The following is a 15913-nucleotide window of genomic DNA, read 5'->3' on the forward strand; positions in this document are numbered from 1 at the left end:
CCGCTGTCGGCCGTCTGTCGGTGGATTGTCGGTGCCCCCTGGCACAGTCCTCCTCATGACGCGAATCGATGAGAACCCCGGCGGCGGCCGTTCCGCCGTGTCCGTGCGGGGGATGGTCAAGCACTACGGCGAGACCAAGGCGCTGGACGGGGTGGATCTGGAGGTCCGGGAGGGGACCGTGATGGGGGTGCTCGGGCCGAACGGCGCCGGGAAGACCACCCTCGTACGGATTCTGTCGACCCTGATCACCCCGGACGCCGGCGAGGCGCTCGTGGCCGGGTACGACGTGGTGCGGCAGCCCCGGCAACTGCGCCGGGTGATCGGGCTGACGGGGCAGTACGCCTCGGTGGACGAGAAGCTGCCCGGCTGGGAGAACCTGTACATGATCGGCCGGCTGCTGGACCTGTCCCGCAAGGACGCCCGCCGCCGCGCGGACGAGCTGCTGGAGCGTTTCTCCCTGACCGAGGCGGCCAAGCGCCCCGCCTCCACCTACTCCGGCGGCATGCGGCGGCGCCTGGACCTGGCCGCCTCCATGATCGGCCGCCCGCAGGTGCTGTTCCTGGACGAGCCCACCACCGGCCTCGACCCCCGCACCCGCAACGAGGTCTGGGACGAGGTGAAGGCGATGGTCGGCGAGGGCGTGACCGTGCTGCTCACCACCCAGTACATGGAGGAGGCCGAGCAGCTCGCCTCCGAGCTGACCGTGGTGGACCGGGGCAAGGTCATCGCCGGCGGCCGGATCGAGGAGCTGAAGGCGAAGGTCGGCGGCCGCACCCTGCGCGTACGCCCCGTCGACCCGCTCCAGTTGGAGCCGCTCGCCACCACGCTGGACGAGCTGGGCATCACCGGCCTGGCGACCACCACCGTGGACCACCAGACCGGCACCCTGCTGGTGCCGATCCTCAGCGACGAGCAGCTCACCGCGGTCGTCGGCGCGGTCACCGCGCGCGGCATCACCATTTCCTCCATCGTCACCGAACTCCCCAGCCTGGACGAGGTGTTCCTCTCGCTCACCGGCCACCGCGCCAGTGCCCCGCAGGACGCCACGCCCGCCGATTCCCGCGAAGAGGTCGCCGTATGAGCGCCACCACGACCGTCCCGCCCGTACCGCTCGCGGACTCCCGCATCACCCTGCGCGGCCACCTGCGGCACACCGGCGCCCTCGTCCGCCGCAACCTGCTGTGGATCAAGCAGGACCCGGAGTCGATGTTCGACGCGCTGCTGATGCCCGTCGTCTTCACCCTGCTGTTCGTGTTCGTGTTCGGCGGCTCCATCGGCCAGGCCCTCGGCGGCGGCCAGGAGCAGTATGTGCAGTACGTCATCCCCGGCATGCTGGCGATGATGAGCATGACGATGTCGCAGGGCGTCGGCACCGGGTTCAGCCAGGACTTCAACAGCGGGGTCATGGACCGGTTCCGCTCGCTGCCCATCGGCCGGGGCTCGGTGCTGTTCGCCAAGCTCGCGGTGGAGCTGGGCCGGATGCTGTTCGCCACGGCCGTGCTGATGGTCGTCGCCGTGCTGGTCGGCTTCGACATCACGAGCTGGCCGGGGCTGTTCGCCACCGTGGGACTTGCCACGCTGTTCGCGTCCTCGATCATGTGGGTCTTCCTCACCCTGGGCGTGGTGATGAAGAGCGCGCAGTCCGTGCAGGCGATGGGCTTCCTGGTGCTGTTCCCGCTCCAGTTCGGCTCGTCCATCTTCGCGCCGACCAAGTCGATGCCCGGCTGGCTGCAGGCGTTCACCGACTACAACCCGCTGTCCACGCTCGCCGACGCGGCGCGCGGTCTGATGGTCGGCGGCCCGGTCGCCCACGACCTGTGGGTCACGGTCGCCTGGTCGGTGGCGATCACCGCCGTGATGGCACCGGTCGCCATCCACAAGTTCCGCACCAAGACCTGACGTTCACCGACGCACAGTTCTCCGGTTCACTGTGAACCGGCTTCACACCAGGGCGGTGGCCTCCACGAGGGAGAGGCCACCGCCTTCGGCGTACGCGGCGCGGTACGCCGTCTCGTCGAGCACTTCACGGATACGCGCCGCGGCCCGGTCGTACGACCGCTGCTCCACCTGCGGCCGCAGATGCCCCTCCGGCATCAGGGCCGACGAGGCGCCCAGGCAGCGGGCGGCGTCCAGGGCGCGGGAGCCGTCGGGGACGAGGGCCAGGGCGAGCGCGGCGACGGTGAGGCAGACGGTCGGCATCTGCGGGACGACCACCTCGCACAGCGAGTCACCGGCCAGCTCCAGCGCCCGGCGCACGCCCTCCAGCGCGTGCTCGAAGTTCCCCTCCTCGGCGTCCAGCCAGGCTTCCTGCGCCAGGATCATGGTGTCGAAGACGATGAACCGGGAGAGGACGAACTCCTCGCGCAGCAGGGTGAGTTGAGCCCGCGCCTGGGCGGTGCGGCCGGTGGCCAGGAGCCAGGACGCGAGATGCAGCCGGGCCACCGGCATGGCCTCGCTGTGCCGGCCGTCCAGCTCGTGCACGACCTCGTGCAGCAGCCGTTCGCCGCGCTCCTCCTCCCCCGCCTCCATCAGCACGTTGCCGAGGCGGGCGCCGAGGACGGCCATCTGGGCGCGGGCGCCGAGGTGCTCGGCGTGCGCCATGGCGCCCTCGTAGTCGGCGGCGGCCTCCCGGTACATGCCCTTGCGCTCATGGGCCTCGCCGCGCGCGGACAGCGCCTCGGCCAGCCCCCAGTCGTCGCCGAGACGCCGGTAGATCTCCAGCGCCTCGTCCGCGTCGCGGGTGGCGTCGCCCGCCCAAGTGGCCCGGTTGGCCAGCAGGTTGGCGCGGGTCTGGAGGGCTCCGGCCAGCTCCCACTCGTAGCCGGGGGTCTCCCGGCAGGTGCGTACGGTGGCGTCGGTGATCTCGGGCAGCCGGCCCACGCCGTTGACGAGCATCTCCGCGAACCACCAGAGCATGCCGGGCGAGCGGCAGGTCTGCGGCAGGCCGGGGCGGTAGACCTCGGTGACGACGGTCAGCTTGTCCCGCGCCGCCGGGCTCTGCCACGCCTCCATGTCGGTGTCCATGCAGGCCAGATGGGCCAGATGCAGCCCGCGCCGGGCCTCGGCGAGGTCCTCGCCGGTGAGCGGGGGCGGGTTCTCGGTGCTGCGCCGCCACACCGGCTCGGCGGGCGCGGCCGGTTCCTTGAACGGGTCGGGGCCGAGTGCCATGACCTCCTCGCACCAGGCCCGTACCTCCAGGCGCTGGTCGCGCATCTGCCAGTACCAGAGCAGGGACAGCACCATGCACAGCCCCTCCTGCTCGTCACGCAGGGCGACGGCGTGGCGGAGGGCGGTGCGCAGGTTCTCGTACTCCACCTGGATGCGTTCGATCGCCTCGCGTTGGTGGCGGCCGCGCAGCAACGGGTCGGTGGTGCGGGCGAGTTCGCGGTAGTACGTGAGGTGGGCGCGCTCGGCGGCGGCGCGCTCGCCACTCTCGTCCAGCCGCTCGGCGGCGTACTCGGCGACGGTCTCCAGCAGCCGGTAGCGCATCCCGGAACCGGCCGAAGGGGCCGCCACCACCAGGGACTTGTCGACCAGGGAGCCCAGCGCGTCCAGCGCGACGGGCCCGCAGACGGCCTCGGCGGCGGCCAGGTCGCAGCCGCCCGCGAACACCGACAGCTTGCCCAGGACCTCGCGTTCGTCGGCGTCGAGCAGGTCCCAGGACCAGTCGACCACCGCGCGCAGCGTCTGCTGGCGGGGCAGTACGGTACGGCTGCCCGAGGTGAGCAGCCGGAACCGGTTGTCCAGCCGGTCCGCGATCTGACGTGGCGTCAGCATGCGCAGCCGGGCGGCCGCCAGCTCGATGGCCAGCGGCAGGCCGTCCAGGCGGTGGCAGATCTCGGCGCACGCCTCGGGGTCGTCGGCCACCGTGAAGCCGGGCCGGGCGGCCGCGCCGCGATGCCCGAGCAGCCGCAGCGCGACCGGCTCGGGCAGCGGCTCGACCGGACGCAGCAACTCCCCCGGTACGCCGAGCGGTTCGCGGCTGGTGGCGAGGACGGTGAGCTGCGGGCAGTCGGCCAGCAGACGTTCGGTGAGCCGGGCGGCGGCGTCCACGACGTGCTCGCAGTTGTCCAGGATGATCAGCATCCGGCGCCGTCCGCAGTGCTCCACCAGCCGCGCGACGGGGTCGCCCCAGCGGTCGGAGGCCGCGCGCACACTGTCGACGCCCGCGCCGTGCAGCACGGTCTCGCGGGCGCCGATGGCGGTGAGTACGGCCTGCGGTACGGCGTCGGGGTCGTCCACGGGCGCGAGTTCGGCGAGCCAGGCCCCGTCGGGCGCGGTGTCCCGGACCGCCTCGGCGGCCTCGATGGAGAGCCGGGTCTTGCCCGCGCCGCCGGGCCCGAGCAGCGTCACCAGGCGGGAGCCGGAGAGGTCGGCGCCGATGGCATCGATGTCGGACTCCCGGCCGACGAACGAGGTCAGCCGGGCGGGCAGGTTCCCCGGCGCGGGCCGGGGCGCGGCAGAAGCGGCAGACGCAGCCGGGGCGGGCGTCACCGGTTCGGGCCCGGTGTCCGCCAGCAGCTCGGTGTGCAGCGCGCGCAGCTCGGCGCCGGGGTCGGAGCCCAGCCGGTCGGCGAGGAGCTGCCGTACGTCCTCGTAGGCGGCCAGCGCCTGGGCGGTGCGGCCGGTGTCGCGCAGGGCGCGCAGCCGCAGGGCCTGCAGGGGCTCGTCCAGGGGGTGCTCGTCGCACAGCGCGGCCAGCTCGGGGAGGGCGGACTCGGCGTGGCCGAGGGCGAGCGCGGCGGTGTGCCGGGCGCGCAGCGCGTCCAGCCGGCGGGTCTCCCAGCGGGCGGCGTCGGCGGTGCGGTCGGGCAGGTCGGCGAGGACGGGCCCGCGCCACAGGGCGAGGGCGTCGTCGAGGAGGACGGCGGCCTTGGCGGGGTCGGCGTCGTCCAGGGCGCGGCGGCCGTCGCCGGTGAGCCGGTCGAAGCGGGCGAGGTCCACGTCGTCCGGGGCGGCGGTGAGCCGGTACCCGCCGTCGACGGAGGCGATGGCGTCGGCCCCGAGGGCCCGGCGCAGCCGCCCGACGAGCGCCTGGAGGGCGCCCGGCGCGTCGGCGGGCGGGTCGGCCCCCCACACCTCGTCGACCAGCACCCCGGCCGGTACGGTCCGCCCCGCGCGCAGCGCGAGCACCGTCAGCAGGGCGCGCAGCCGCGCGCCGCCGACGGGGACGGGGGTGCCGTCCGGACGGAGAGCCTGGGTGGTGCCGAGAAGCCGATAGCGCACGGGGTCCATTGTCCCTGGGGACGCGGCCCGGGCGCCTCCGGGTTTCACGGAGACGTGAACCGGCCCGCGCGCGGCCCGGAACCCGGGGGCGGGGCCGGGACGTTCCCCCCACATCACCGGTACGGTCGACCCCCAGCACTTATCCGTAGGCAGGAGCCCCATGACCACCGCCCTCTCGCGTGCCGGCGACCGCCGGATCAGTCCCGTGTTCGCCGGAATCGTGGCCATCGCGGCGGTGACGGGCTGGGCGACCTGGACGGGGTTCGCGGCGCAGCCGGGGCTCGCGGTGTTCCTGTTCGTGACGGCCGCGTGGATCGTCTCGCTGTGCCTGCACGAGTACGCGCACGCCCGTACCGCCCTGCACAGCGGGGACATCTCGATCGGTGCCAAGGGCTATCTGACGCTGAACCCGCTGAAGTACACGCACGCCCTGCTCAGCGTCGTACTGCCGGTGCTGTTCGTGATCATGGGCGGGATCGGTCTGCCGGGCGGCGCGGTGTTCATCGAGCGGGGCCGGATCAGGGGCCGCTGGCGGCACAGCCTGATCTCGGCGGCCGGTCCGCTGACCAATGTGCTGTTCGCGGCGGTGTGCACGGCGCCGTTCTGGCTGCACGCGCTGGACGGTGTCCCGCGCGACTTCCGGTACGCGCTGGCGTTCCTCGCGCTGCTCCAGGTCACGGCGGCGATCCTGAACTTCCTGCCGGTACCGGGCCTGGACGGCTACGGCGTGATCGAGCCCTGGCTGTCGAACGGGATCAAGCGGCAGGTGGAGCCGATCGCCCCGTTCGGCCTGCTGATCGTGTTCGCGCTGCTGTGGGTGCCCTCGGTCAACCGGGTCTTCTTCGACGTGATCTACGCCCTGCTGAGCGCGCTGGGCGTGGACGGCGCCTTCTCGGACTGCGGCTACTACCTGTACCGCTTCTGGACCGAGACCCCGCAGGTGTGCTCGGTCATCCCGTAGCGGAACCGGTGCCGGACTTGGCCCGCTCGCGCCGGATCGCCAGGAACGTCATGTTGGACGTCAGGCCCGCCAGCAGCACCCAGACGATCCCCAGCCAGCTCCCCTGGACGAAGGACACGACGGCGGCGGCCACGGCGAGCACGCAGACGGCGAGGGTGACGAGGGCGATGCGGGGCATGGGGTCGGCTCCTGTCGGGGGACACTGCTACGCCGACCAGTGTCCCCCATCGGGCCGGGCCGCTGTCACACGTCGGTGACGCGGAGCCCGGCGTGCGCCTTGTAGCGGCGGTTGGTGGAGATCAGGTTGGCGACCAGCCCCTCCACCTGGTGGGCGTTGCGCAGCCGCCCGGCGAAGACACCCCGCATGCCGGGGATGCGCCCCGCCAGAGCCTGCACGATGTCGGTGTCGGCCCGCTTGTCGCCGAGGACCATCACATCGGTGTCGATCTCGTCGATCTCCGGGTCCTCCAGGAGGACGGCGGAGAGGTGGTGGAAGGCGGCGGTGACGCGGGAGTCCGGGAGCAGCGCCTCGGCCTGCTGGGCGGCGCTGCCCTCCTCGACGGTGAGCGCGTAGGCGCCCTGCTTGTCGAAGCCGAGCGGGTTGACGCAGTCCACGACGAGCTTGCCCGCGAGGTCCTCGCGGAGCGACTTCAGGGTGTCGGCGTGGCCGTCCCACGGCACGGCGACGATCACGACGTCGCTGCGGCGCGCGGTCTCGGCGTTGTCCGCGCCCTCGACGCCGTGGCCCAGTTCCCCGGCGGCCGCGTGCGCGCGGTCGGCGGAGCGGGAGCCGACGATCACCTTCTGGCCGGCCTTGGCGAGCCGGTAGGCGAGGCCCTTGCCCTGCGGCCCGGTGCCGCCGATCACGCCGACGGTCAGCCCGGAGACGTCGGGCAGGTCCCAGGGGTCCTTGGCGGGGGCCTTCGCGGGGTCCTTGGCGGAACCGGTACCGCTCTGCTGTGCGCTGTCGCTGGAGGTCATGGGCCGACTCTACGTCCGCAGGGGCGCCCGTACCCGGCGAGGGTGGGCCGCGTCACGCGCTACCCGCAGGGGTGAACCGCGAGTGAACTGCGGTGCGGGAGTGACCGGTTGCGGCAGGATGCGGCCGCATGGACGCCGTACGGGTCGCGCTGCTGCGCGAAGTGCTCGCCGGGACCGAGTGGTTGGGCGCCACCCGGCGGTTCGCGGGGGTGCTGCGCGGCTCGGTGACGGCCCACGGCGGCGGCCTGCTGCTGGCGGGCACCGAGGAGTACGAGCCCTGGCACCTGGCCGCGCACCTGGTGGACGAGGCCGCCTGGTCCGGCACGCCCGAGCTGGCCCCCACCCTGGTCCGGCACCACGCCCGCCCCGGTGACCCGGCGCATCTGGCGGTGGGCCCCGGCCGGATCGCGGAGGCCCGGCGCGGCGAGACCCTGCTGGTGGTGGCGCCTCAGGAACCGGCCGAGCTGCTGGAGCGGGTGCACAGCGCGCGGCGGGCCGGGGTGACGGTACTGACGCTGGGGGCGGGCGGCGGCGAGCTGGCGGCGATGGCCCACGAGACGCTGGCGGTGCCGGACGGCGCGGAGCTGGACCTGGACAGCGTGCAGCACCTGGTGAGCGCGGCGGCCGGGGAGAACGCGGGGCCGCCCAGGGCCCGCCGGGGGTTCAGGGATCGGCTGTCCCGGCTGGCGGAGACGCTGACGGCACCACCCGCGGCACCCTGGTGAGCAACGCGAGGCCGCCCCCACCAGCGGCAGGGGCGGCCCGAAGGTCACGTGCAAGAGAGCTGTCTCAGTCCTTGTCGGACTCGTCGGCCGGGGTGTCGTGCCAGCGCGGGTCCGTCTCCCAGTCGACGTTGCGCTCGCGGGCGGTCTCCATCGCGTGGCGCGCCTCGTCCGGGGAGGCGTAGGGACCGAAACGGTCCTTGCCGGGACAGTCGGGGCCCTCCTCGACCTTCTTGTGCTCCAGGCAGTAGTACCATTCGCCCGGCTTGCCCTGGGTGCGCTTCTTGAACACGGACATCAACGGCTCCTCTCGCCACCCTCATGTTCCCTCATGCGCCGCTGGTTAGACTCGCTGGCATGTCTGGCCAGTCGCTGCTCGTACCAGGGGAGCTCTCCCCCACCCGCCCGGTGCCCGGGAACATCCGCCGCCCGGAGTACGTCGGAAAGCCCGCGCCCACGCCGTACACCGGTCCGGAGGTGCAGACGCCCGAGACGATCGAGGCGATGCGGACCGCCGGCCGGATCGCCGCGCGGGCCATGGCCGAGGCGGCGAAGATCATCGCCCCCGGTGTCACCACGGACCAGCTCGACAAGGTCGCGCACGACTACATGTGCGACTACGGGGCCTACCCGTCGACGCTCGGTTACCGGGGCTTCCCCAAGTCGCTGTGCACCTCGGTCAACGAGGTCATCTGCCACGGCATCCCGGACTCGACCGTGCTCCGGGACGGCGACATCGTCAACCTGGACGTCACCGCGTACATCGGCGGGGTGCACGGCGACAACAACGCCACGTATCTCGTCGGCGAGGTGGACGACGAGTCCCGCCTGCTGGTCGAGCGCACCCGCGAGGCGCTGAACCGGGCGATCAAGGCGGTCAAGCCCGGCCGCCAGATCAACATCATCGGCCGGGTCATCGAGTCCTACGCCAAGCGCTTCGGCTACGGCGTGGTGCGGGACTTCACCGGCCACGGCATCAACTCGTCGTTCCACTCCGGGCTGATCGTGCCGCACTACGACTCCCCGCACGCCACCACGGTCATCCAGCCCGGCATGACCTTCACCATCGAGCCGATGCTGACGCTGGGCACCCACGAGTACGACATGTGGGACGACGGCTGGACCGTGGTCACCAAGGACCGCAAGCGCACGGCCCAGTTCGAGCACACCCTCGTGGTGACGGACACCGGCGCGGACATCCTGACCCTCCCCTGAGGCGTCAGCGCTCCAGCACCACCCGGCCGCCGACCTCCACCCAGCCGTGCGGCTGGGGGGCGGTGAGGAGCTGGGAGCCGCGACCCTGGGTGATGTTGAGGGCGCGGCCCAGGCGGTCGGTGAGCAGCAGGGCCGCCGCGCCGGTCGCCTCGTCCTCGTCGATGCCGTCGCCCCGGCCGGGGAAGGCGCGGGCGCGCACCCGGCCCGCCGCCTCATCTTCCCAAGCCCAGGCGTAGAGCCACTCCCCCGGCGGCGGCACCTCCAGCGCGTCCACCTCGGCCGCGCTCGCGTACTGGCGCAGGGTGCGCGGCGGGGCCCACTCCGCGCGGGCCTCGATCCAGGTGAACTCGCCGTCCAGCCGGGTGCCGACCTCCCCGGCGGGCGTGACCAGTTCGGGTACGTCGAGCAGCCAGGCGGTGCCGACGCAGGGGTGGCCGGCGAAGGGCAGCCGGGAGGCGGGGGTGTAGATGTCGATCACTCCGCGCTCGGGGTCGTCCACGAACACGGTCTCGCTGAAGCCGAGTTTGGCGGCGAGCGCCTGCCGGTCGTCCCGGCCGGGCAGGAGCGAGCCCTCGCGGATGACGCCCAGTTCGTTCCCGTAGCCGCCCGAGGGGCCGCAGAAGACCCGGAGCACGTCGTAGTCAGTCACCGGTGCATTGAAGCATCGCGGGCGCTTGGGCTGCTCTTTGCTGTTGCTTGAGATCGTTTTTTGGGCGCCGACATCAAGTCGTGTCTGTGATCTTTTCGTGCCGTTCGAATCCGGTATCGGACGGGGACGGGCGGACTAAGGCTCGGGTAAGTTAGGCAAGCCTCACCAAACCGAATGGGCGGATTCGTGCCGTCCTGACCGCATGGAGCCCGTTATGCGAGCCGTCCGTCCGATCGCGATCGCCGCCACCGCGGCTGCCGCGCTGACCGCCCTGTCGGCGTGCACCGCCAAGAGCGACGCCAAGGACGGCGACGCCATCCAGGTCACCGCCGCCGACACCACGTGCGACACCTCCGCCAAGTCCGTGCCGGCCGGCCAGGTCACCCTGAAGATCGAGAACAAGGGCTCGCGCGCCACCGAGGTCGAGATCGTCTTCCCCGACGACCGGATCGTCTCCGAGAAGGAGAACATCGGCCCCGGCACCAAGTACACGCTGACCGCCGAGGTGAAGGCGGGGTCGTACGAGATCGCCTGCCGTCCCGGCATGAAGGGCCACGGCGTGCGGCAGAAGCTCGACGTGACCGGCTCCGGCAAGTCCGCCAAGCGGAACCCGGCGCTGGACGCGGCGGTCGCCGGGTACCGCCAGTACGCCCAGGACCAGGCCGACGAGACGGTCCCGCTCGCCGAGACCTTCGCCAAGGCGGTCCAGGCCGGCGACCTCGACGCCGCGAAGAAGGCGTACGCGCCCTCGCGGCTCGGCTGGGAGCGCACCGAGCCGGTGGCCGAGTCCTTCGGCGACATCGACCCCAAGGTCGACACCCGCGCGGACGGCCTGGAGGACGGCCAGAAGTGGACCGGCTGGCACCGACTGGAGAAGTCCCTCTGGCAGGACAAGAAGATCGGCGCCGGGGACAAGAAGCTCGCCGCCGAGTTGGTCACCGACCTGAAGGACTGGCAGCGCCGGGTCGGCAAGGCCGAGATCACCCCGACCTCCATGGCCAACGGCGCCAAGGAGCTGCTGGACGAGGTCGCCACCGGCAAGGTCACCGGCGAGGAGGACCGCTACTCGCACACCGACCTGGTCGACTTCAAGGCCAACGTCGAGGGCGCGCAGAAGGCGTACGAGCTGCTGAAGCCGGTCGCCGCCAAGAACGACTCCGCGCTCACCGGTGAACTGGACAAGCAGTTCGCGGCGTTGGACAAGCTGCTGGACAAGTACCGCCCCGCGAAGGACTCCTACGACTTCGTCTCCTACGACAGGGTCGGCAAGGACCAGCGCAAGGAGCTGTCCGACGCGGTGAACGCCCTGGCCGAGCCGCTGTCCAAGCTCGCGGCCGCGGTCGTCAAGTAGGCACGGGAGCAAGGGCGATGACCGAGAACGAGCGCGGCGGACCCTCGCGGCGCGCGCTGATCGGCTGGGGCGGTGCCGGGCTCGCGCTCGGCGCCGCCGCGGCGGGCGGCGGAGTGGCGCTGTCCGAGGGCAGCCTGGGCCTGGCGTCGGCGGCCCCGGACCATGCCGTCGCCTTCCACGGCACCCATCAGGCGGGCATCGCCACCCCGGTGCAGGACCGGCTGCACTTCGCCGCGTTCGACGTGAAGACCGAGAACCGCGCGGAGTTCGTCCAGTTGCTCAAGGACTGGACGGCGGCGGCCCGGCTGATGACCGCCGGGAAGCCGGTCGGCGAGGGCGCGTACGGCGGGCTCGCCGAGGCCCCGCCGGACGACACCGGCGAGGCGCTGGGACTGAGCCCCTCCCGGCTGACCCTCACGGTGGGCTTCGGGCCCTCCCTCTTCGAGCGGTTCGGCCTGGCCGACCGGCGTCCGGCCGCGCTGGCGGATCTGCCGAAGTTCCCCGGCGACAACCTGGACGCCGCCCGCACCGGGGGCGACCTCTGTGTGCAGGCGTGCGCGGACGATCCGCAGGTGGCGGTGCACGCCATCCGCAATCTGGCCCGCGTCGGCTTCGGCAAGGTCGCGGTGCGCTGGTCCCAGCTCGGGTTCGGCAAGACCTCCTCGACCACGCCGGACGCCCAGACCCCGCGCAACCTGATGGGCTTCAAGGACGGCACCCGCAACATCGCCGGCACCGAGACCGCCCGGCTGGACCAGCACGTCTGGGTGTCCGCGTCGGACGGGGACGCCAAGTCGGCCTGGATGACCGGGGGTTCGTATCTGGTCGCCCGGCGCATCCGGATGAACATCGAGACCTGGGACCGGACTTCGCTCCAGGAGCAGGAGGACGTGTTCGGCCGGGACAAGGGCGAGGGGGCGCCGGCCGGGAAGGCGAAGGAGCACGACGCGCCGTTCCTGAAGGCGATGAAGCCGGACGCCCATGTGCGCCTGGCCCACCCCGACTCCAACGACGGGATCACCATCCTGCGCCGGGGCTACTCCTTCACCGACGGCACCGACGGGCTCGGCCGCCTGGACGCGGGCCTGTTCTTCCTGGCCTACCAGCGTGATGTGCGCGAGGGGTTCATCCCGCTCCAGCGGCGGCTCGCCGCGCACGACGCGCTCAACGAGTACATCCAGCACGTGGGTTCGGCGGTCTTCGCGGTCCCGCCCGGTGTCCGTGACTCCCACGACTGGTGGGGCCGGGCGCTGTTCTCCAAGGAGGCGTAGTCCGTGTTCTCCAACTACCTGATCGGTCTGCGCGAGGGTCTGGAGGCGTCGCTCGTCGTCTGCATCCTGATCGCCTATCTGGTCAAGACCGGCCGCCGGGAGGCGCTGAAGCCGATCTGGACCGGCATCGCCATCGCCGTCGCGCTCGCCCTGGGCTTCGGCTGCGCGCTCGAATTCGGCTCCCAGGAGCTGACGTTCCAGGCGCAGGAGGCGCTGGGCGGCTCGCTGTCCATCGTCGCGGTCGGGCTGGTGACGTGGATGGTGTTCTGGATGCGGCGCACCGCCCGGCACCTCAGGTCCGAGCTGCACGGCCGTCTCGACGCGGCCCTCGCCATGGGGACGGGCGCGCTGGTCGCCACCGCGTTCCTCGCGGTTGGCCGGGAGGGGCTGGAGACCGCGCTGTTCGTCTGGGCGTCGGTGCACGCGGCGAGCGACGGCACTCCGCGCCCGCTGATCGGCGTCGCGCTCGGCATCGCCACGGCGGTGCTGCTGGGGTGGCTGTTCTACCGGGGCGCGCTGCGCATCAACCTGGCGAAGTTCTTCACCTGGACCGGCGGGATGCTGGTCGTGGTCGCGGCGGGCGTCCTCGCGTACGGCGTCCACGACCTCCAGGAGGCGGGCTGGGTGCCGGGGCTGACGAACCTCGCCTTCGACATCAGCGACACGATTCCGCCGGACAGTTGGTACGGGACGCTGCTGAAGGGTGTGTTCAACTTCCAGCCCGACCCCACGGTGGTCCAGCTCGTGGTGTGGCTGCTGTATCTGGTGCCGGTGCTGACGGTGTTCCTGCTGCCCGCCCGTGTGCCGGGGCGTACGGGCGAGCCGGCCGCCGGCGCCGCGAAGTAGGCGGCCCCTCGGGGGGTCGGGCGTTCCTCCCCTCCCGGTAGGGTTCGCCTCCGGGAAGGGGAAGGTGACGTCGCCTGATGAGCAGGGAACGCAGCGGTCGTGGGCCTCGCGGCCGGAACCGGCGGGCACGGATAGCGGCCTCGCTGGCCGTCTGCGCGCTGATGACCAGCGGGTGTGTCGTGGTGCACGGCGAGCGCGAGGTGCTGCCGGCGGCGAGCCGTTCGGAGGCGGCGCGTGCGCTGGCTCGCTTCACGGACGCGTACAACAAGGCCGACCGGGCCTACGACTCCTCTCTCGACGCCGGGTATGTCACGGGGGCGTTCGGGGCGATCGACTCCGCGCGGCTGAAGGCGGGGCACGCGAACAATCCGGGCGGGAACTCCCGCCATACTCCGCTGACGCTGACGGACGCGAAGTTCACCATTCCGGCGAAGGCGGGCTGGCCTCGGTGGTTCGTGGTGGACGCCCAGGGCAACAAGGGGGGTTCCGCGCGGTGGTTGATGGTGTTCGTGCGGGATGGGCTCGGCGAGGCTTGGCGGGTGGCGTATCTGACCCTCGTCCCTGCGGGGCAGGTGCCCAAGTTCCGGGTGGGGGCGGATGGTTGGGCCGAGGCCGTACCGGCCGCTGATCTGAGTGCGCGGTACGCGTCCTATCTGCGGGACGGCGGCAAGTCCTTCGCCGACGGCCCCAGCACGAGCGGCCTGCGTGCGGTCCGCGCCCAACAGGCCCGCAAGCCGGGGCTGGTACGGCAGTACATCGACGAGCCCCTCACCCGCGACACCTTCGCCCCCCTGGCCCTCCGCACGGCAGACGGCGGCGCGCTCGTCTTCTACGCCTCGCACCACTACGAAAAACGAACGGCTGCCGCCGGCACGTCGGTAGCCGTCCCCAACCGAGACGTCCAGGCCCTCACCAAGGGCGAGGTCAAACAGTCCCTGACCCTGGAGTTCATCGCCAACCAGGCAGCGATAGACCCTCCGGGCGAGGGGCCGGTATCGGTGCTGGGCCGAGTACAGGGCCTGACTGCCGCACAGGGCGAGTAGCGCGGGGTCTTCCCCCGTACAGCCCGTGCGGGTCGCGTGGTGGCCTCCCGGCCTTCGGCCGGATCGGATTCCCACCCGCACCACCCGTACAACTCTCGTCGCCGGGTGCGGGTGGCCCTGGTGGGGCGAAAGCAACATCGGCGGCTGCGGGCCCCGGACTGCCGGGCATCGGCCCGACTTTCGTCGTCGCGTGCGGGTGGGAACGCGGCCGGAGACCGGACACTTGTCGCCCCACCCCGCACCCGCCAACGGCGACTCCGCCCCACGGGGACCACCCGCACCCGACCACGAAAGCCGCACGGGCGGTGCGGGTGGGAACCCCATCCGGCCGAAGGCCGGATTTCTGCCGCCCCACCCGCAGCCGCCAACGGCGAGTCCGCCAGGCGGGGGCCACCCGCACCCGACCACCAAAGCCGCACGGGCGGTGCGGGTGGGAACCCCATCCGGCCGAAGGCCGGATTTCTGCCGCCCTACCCGCAGCCGCCAACGGCGACTCCGCCCCACGGGGACCACCCGCACCCGGCCACCAAAGCCGCACGGGTGGTGCGGGTGGGAACACGATCCGGCCGAAGGCCGGAGTTCTGCCGCCCCACCCGCAGCCGCCGACGGCGAGTCCGCCAGGCGGGGGCCACCCGCACCCGGCCACCAAAGCCGCACGGGTGGTGCGGGTGGGAACGCGATCCGGCCGAAGGCCGGAGTTCTGCCGCCCTACCCGCAGCCGCCGACGGCGAGTCTGCCCGGCGGGGGCCACCCGCACACGACGACGAAAGTTGTACGGGTGGTGCGGGTGGGAACCACGGTCCGGCCGGAGGCCGGGGCGGTCAGTGGCGAGAAGGCCAGGCTGTCGCTGCGTGGGGGTCGGGCTCCGTACCCGCGTGGCGGGCGCAGGCGTCTGTCAGAGACTCGAGCAGGGTCAGGGGCTCGGGGAGCGCGTGTTCCGGGCCCCGGACCCAGCGGACGCCGCGCGTCGGGGCGCCGGGGAGGCGGGCCGGGGGGACGAGGACGTAGGAGCCTCGGCAGTGCCAGCGCAGGCCGGGGTGTTCGTCCATCGTCTCGGGGTGACAGTCCAGCTCACACGGCCACCACTCGTCCTCGTCCTCGGGCGTACCCCGAGTCTGGGTGAAGAAGAGCATCCGCCCGTCATCACTCTCGGCAACCGGCCCGACCTCCACACCCTCACCGAGCAGCCGGTCGAGAGCAGCACGCCCGGCGTCCAGCGGAACATCAAGCACGTCGTTGGTCATCCCCGTCGCGGTGATGAAGTTGGCCTCGGGCTGATCCCGTACCCACCGCTCGACCTGCGCCCGATCCGTCGTCGACTGGGTCTGCCACGCGAAGGACACCGGATGCCGAGCGGGAGTCGGACAGCCGACCCGGTCACAGGAACACCCGTACCCCGGCGCGGGATACGCGGCAGGCGCCAACGGCAACCCCGCCCCGGCAGTGGCAACCAGCATCGCCTCACGGCCACCGTCGTCGGCGGCCTCGCCCTTGGGACGCCGTCCACGCAGCCACTGGGAGATCCTGCCCTGCCGGCCGGACCGGCCGCCGAACGTCGCGCTCATCTGTCCCCTCGCCTCGCTGTGGTGCGGACAGCATGCCTCATCGTCCCACCATCCTGCGCCGCGGGGAGCCCGAGCACGGATAT

General features: G+C 72.4%; 15 protein-coding genes. 9 read left to right on the plus strand and 6 right to left on the minus strand.

The window, feature by feature from the left end:
* Positions 1-55: 55 nt before the first annotated feature.
* Both E5083_RS12265 and E5083_RS12270 read left to right on the plus strand, forming a co-directional pair.
* A complete protein-coding gene (locus E5083_RS12265) occupies positions 56-1081 on the plus strand; it encodes an ATP-binding cassette domain-containing protein (protein WP_167513522.1) in 1026 nt (341 codons plus the stop codon).
* Positions 1078-1899 (plus strand): ABC transporter permease, encoded by an 822-nt coding sequence (locus E5083_RS12270; protein WP_135785670.1) that lies wholly within the window; start codon positions 1078-1080, stop codon positions 1897-1899. The genes E5083_RS12265 and E5083_RS12270 overlap by 4 nt, the downstream gene beginning before the upstream one ends.
* 42 nt (positions 1900-1941) lie before the next feature.
* Here the strand turns inward: E5083_RS12270 and E5083_RS12275 are convergent, their stop codons facing one another.
* On the minus strand, positions 1942-5235 hold the full coding sequence (locus E5083_RS12275) for an AfsR/SARP family transcriptional regulator (protein WP_135785671.1): 3294 nt from the start codon (positions 5233-5235) through the stop codon (positions 1942-1944).
* Between the two features lie 151 nt (positions 5236-5386).
* Between E5083_RS12275 and E5083_RS12280 the strand changes: the two genes are divergently transcribed.
* The gene (locus E5083_RS12280) at positions 5387-6187 is read left to right on the plus strand and encodes a site-2 protease family protein (protein WP_135785672.1); all 801 of its coding nucleotides are present in this window, start codon (positions 5387-5389) and stop codon (positions 6185-6187) included.
* Here the strand turns inward: E5083_RS12280 and E5083_RS12285 are convergent.
* Complete coding sequence (locus tag E5083_RS12285) at positions 6177-6365, minus strand: hypothetical protein (protein ID WP_135785673.1); 189 nt, start codon at positions 6363-6365, stop codon at positions 6177-6179. The two genes, E5083_RS12280 and E5083_RS12285, sit on opposite strands and share 11 nt — an antisense overlap.
* Before the next feature lie 65 nt (positions 6366-6430).
* Complete coding sequence (gene npdG, locus E5083_RS12290) at positions 6431-7168, minus strand: NADPH-dependent F420 reductase (protein ID WP_135785674.1); 738 nt, start codon at positions 7166-7168, stop codon at positions 6431-6433.
* A gap of 128 nt (positions 7169-7296) precedes the next feature.
* Between npdG and E5083_RS12295 the strand changes: the two genes are divergently transcribed.
* Positions 7297-7893, plus strand: coding sequence for a hypothetical protein (locus tag E5083_RS12295; protein WP_135785675.1), 597 nt, complete (start codon positions 7297-7299; stop codon positions 7891-7893).
* A gap of 64 nt (positions 7894-7957) precedes the next feature.
* Here E5083_RS12295 and E5083_RS12300 read toward each other — a convergent pair whose 3' ends face one another.
* Entirely contained in the window at positions 7958-8188 is a 231-nt protein-coding gene (locus E5083_RS12300; RefSeq protein WP_135785676.1) for a hypothetical protein, read from the minus strand.
* 59 nt (positions 8189-8247) lie between these two features.
* On the opposite strand from E5083_RS12300, the gene map reads away from it, so the two are divergent.
* On the plus strand, positions 8248-9105 hold the full coding sequence (gene map, locus E5083_RS12305) for a type I methionyl aminopeptidase (protein ID WP_135785677.1): 858 nt from the start codon (positions 8248-8250) through the stop codon (positions 9103-9105).
* 4 nt (positions 9106-9109) lie between these two features.
* Here map and E5083_RS12310 read toward each other — a convergent pair whose 3' ends face one another.
* Positions 9110-9754 carry a PhzF family phenazine biosynthesis protein gene (locus E5083_RS12310; RefSeq protein ID WP_135785678.1) on the minus strand — a complete coding sequence of 215 codons (645 nt, stop codon included), beginning with the start codon at positions 9752-9754 and terminating at the stop codon, positions 9110-9112.
* 214 nt (positions 9755-9968) lie between these two features.
* On the opposite strand from E5083_RS12310, the gene efeO reads away from it, so the two are divergent.
* From efeO to E5083_RS12330, 4 genes are all read left to right on the plus strand, one after another.
* Complete coding sequence (efeO, locus tag E5083_RS12315) at positions 9969-11105, plus strand: iron uptake system protein EfeO (protein WP_135785679.1); 1137 nt, start codon at positions 9969-9971, stop codon at positions 11103-11105.
* Positions 11106-11122: 17 nt separating this feature from the next.
* On the plus strand, positions 11123-12376 hold the full coding sequence (gene efeB, locus E5083_RS12320; protein WP_135785680.1) for an iron uptake transporter deferrochelatase/peroxidase subunit: 1254 nt from the start codon (positions 11123-11125) through the stop codon (positions 12374-12376).
* Positions 12377-12379: 3 nt separating this feature from the next.
* On the plus strand, positions 12380-13222 hold the full coding sequence (gene efeU / locus E5083_RS12325) for an iron uptake transporter permease EfeU (RefSeq protein ID WP_135785681.1): 843 nt from the start codon (positions 12380-12382) through the stop codon (positions 13220-13222).
* 77 nt (positions 13223-13299) lie between these two features.
* Positions 13300-14265, plus strand: a complete 966-nt coding sequence (locus tag E5083_RS12330; protein ID WP_135785682.1) for an SCO2278 family lipoprotein — start codon at positions 13300-13302, stop codon at positions 14263-14265.
* Positions 14266-15086: 821 nt separating this feature from the next.
* Here E5083_RS12330 and E5083_RS12335 read toward each other — a convergent pair.
* On the minus strand, positions 15087-15830 hold the full coding sequence (locus tag E5083_RS12335) for a bifunctional DNA primase/polymerase (RefSeq protein ID WP_135785683.1): 744 nt from the start codon (positions 15828-15830) through the stop codon (positions 15087-15089).
* Between the last annotated feature and the right edge of the window lie 83 nt (positions 15831-15913).

The sequence above is a fragment of the Streptomyces bauhiniae genome, assembly GCF_004784475.1.
GTDB classification, from domain to species: Bacteria; Actinomycetota; Actinomycetes; order Streptomycetales; family Streptomycetaceae; genus Streptomyces; species Streptomyces seoulensis.